This window comes from Roseateles sp. (assembly GCF_031397715.1).
In the GTDB taxonomy this organism is placed as follows: Bacteria; Pseudomonadota; Gammaproteobacteria; order Burkholderiales; family Burkholderiaceae_C; genus Paucibacter_A.
Genome location: NZ_JANNMI010000474.1, coordinates 1 through 1,535, shown reverse-complemented (window position 1 = coordinate 1,535; position 1,535 = coordinate 1). Strand labels below are relative to the sequence as shown.

The window sequence follows — 1,535 nt, the reverse complement described above, 5'->3', positions numbered from 1 at the left end:
AAGCAAGAACATCGGCTCCTTGGGCAGGCCGATATCGATCCGGTAAATCTCGCTGCCGAACAGGGTCTGGCCCAGGCCGTCGAGGAAGTAGGCGATGCCCAGCGTGGCCATCAACAAGGTGATGCCCTCTTGATTGACCAGCTTGCTCAAACACAGGCGCTCGATCAACCAGGCCACCGCCACCATCACCGCAAACGCGCACGCGAAGGCCAGCAAATTGCCCAGCAGTTTGCTGTCCAGATTCAGCAGCGCCGGCAGCCAGGTCGAGAAACGCGCCATCGCCAGCGCGGCGAACAAGACCATCGCGCCTTGCGCAAAGTTGAAGACGCCACTGGCCTTGTAGATCAGCACAAAGCCCAAGGCCACCAGCGAATACAACATGCCCGACATCAGGCCGCCGATGAGGGTTTCCAAGAATGCTCCCATAGCTCAAATCCTCTCAGTGGGAGGTGCCGAGATAGGCACTGATGACGTCTTCGTTACGCCTGACTTCAGCCGGTGTGCCGTCGCCGATCTTCTTGCCGTAGTCGAGCACGACGACGCGGTCGGAGATGTCCATCACCACGCCCATATCGTGTTCGATCAGCACGATGGTGCAGCCGAATTCGTCATTGACGTCGAGGATGAAGCGGCACATGTCCTGCTTCTCCTCCACATTCATGCCGGCCATCGGCTCGTCCAGCAGCAACACCTGCGGTTCCATCGCCAAGGCGCGGCCCAGATCGACGCGCTTTTGAAGGCCGTAGGAGAGCCGCCCGACGGGGGTCTTGCGGTAGGCCTGGATCTCCAGAAAGTCGATGATGGCCTCGACCTTCTCGCGCTGCTCGTTTTCTTCCCGCTCGGCCGGGCCCCAACGCAGGGCTTGCCAGAGCAGATTGCGCTTCATATGCAGATTGCGGCCGGTCGAGATGTTGTCCAGCACGCTCATGCCCTTGAACAGGGCCAGATTCTGGAAGGTGCGCGCCACCCCCATCTCCGCCACCTGGCGCGAATTCATATGCTTGAAGTGCCGGCCACGCAGGCTGATTGAACCCTGCTGCGGCTGATAGACGCCGTTGATGCAGTTCAGCATCGAGCTCTTGCCCGCGCCATTGGGGCCGATGATGGCGCGGATCTCGCGCTCGCGCACATCGAAGCTGATGTCGGTCAGCGCCTTCACGCCGCCAAAGGCCAGGGAGATGTTCTTGACCTCCAAGATCACATCGCCAATTGGTTTGGTTTGCATCAGGCCGCACTCCTGACGGGGGTGAAGGTCTTGGCCTCGGCGATCTTCAGATCGGCCGCGACCGAGCCGCTGCGGCCGTCCTCGAACTTGACCGCGGTCTCAATGAACTGGGTGCTGCGGCCCTCGTACAGCGCCTCGATCAGCAGCGCATATTTATCCGCAATCGCGCTGCGCTTGACCTTGCGCGTGCGCGTCAACTCGCCGTCGTCGGCGTCCAGCTCCTTGTGCAAGACCAAGAAGCGGCCGATCTGGCTGCCGGCCAGGACCTTGTCCTCGGCGAGGTCGGCGTTGACCTTACCCACGCAGTCGC

General features: G+C 61.3%; 2 protein-coding genes and 1 pseudogene. All 3 read right to left on the bottom strand.

The features are described from left to right. On the bottom strand, positions 1–426 hold a 426-nt coding region (locus RMO57_RS21015), incomplete at its 3' end, for an ABC transporter permease subunit (RefSeq protein WP_414896469.1). Positions 427–439: 13 nt separating this feature from the next. Beyond that, positions 440–1,225 carry an ABC transporter ATP-binding protein gene (locus RMO57_RS21010; RefSeq protein ID WP_310389987.1) on the bottom strand — a complete coding sequence of 262 codons (786 nt, stop codon included), beginning with the start codon at positions 1,223–1,225 and terminating at the stop codon, positions 440–442. Beyond that, positions 1,225–1,535 (bottom strand): annotated as a pseudogene (locus RMO57_RS21005) (long-chain fatty acid--CoA ligase); the annotation flags it as partial. The gene RMO57_RS21010 and the pseudogene RMO57_RS21005, both read right to left, overlap by 1 nt.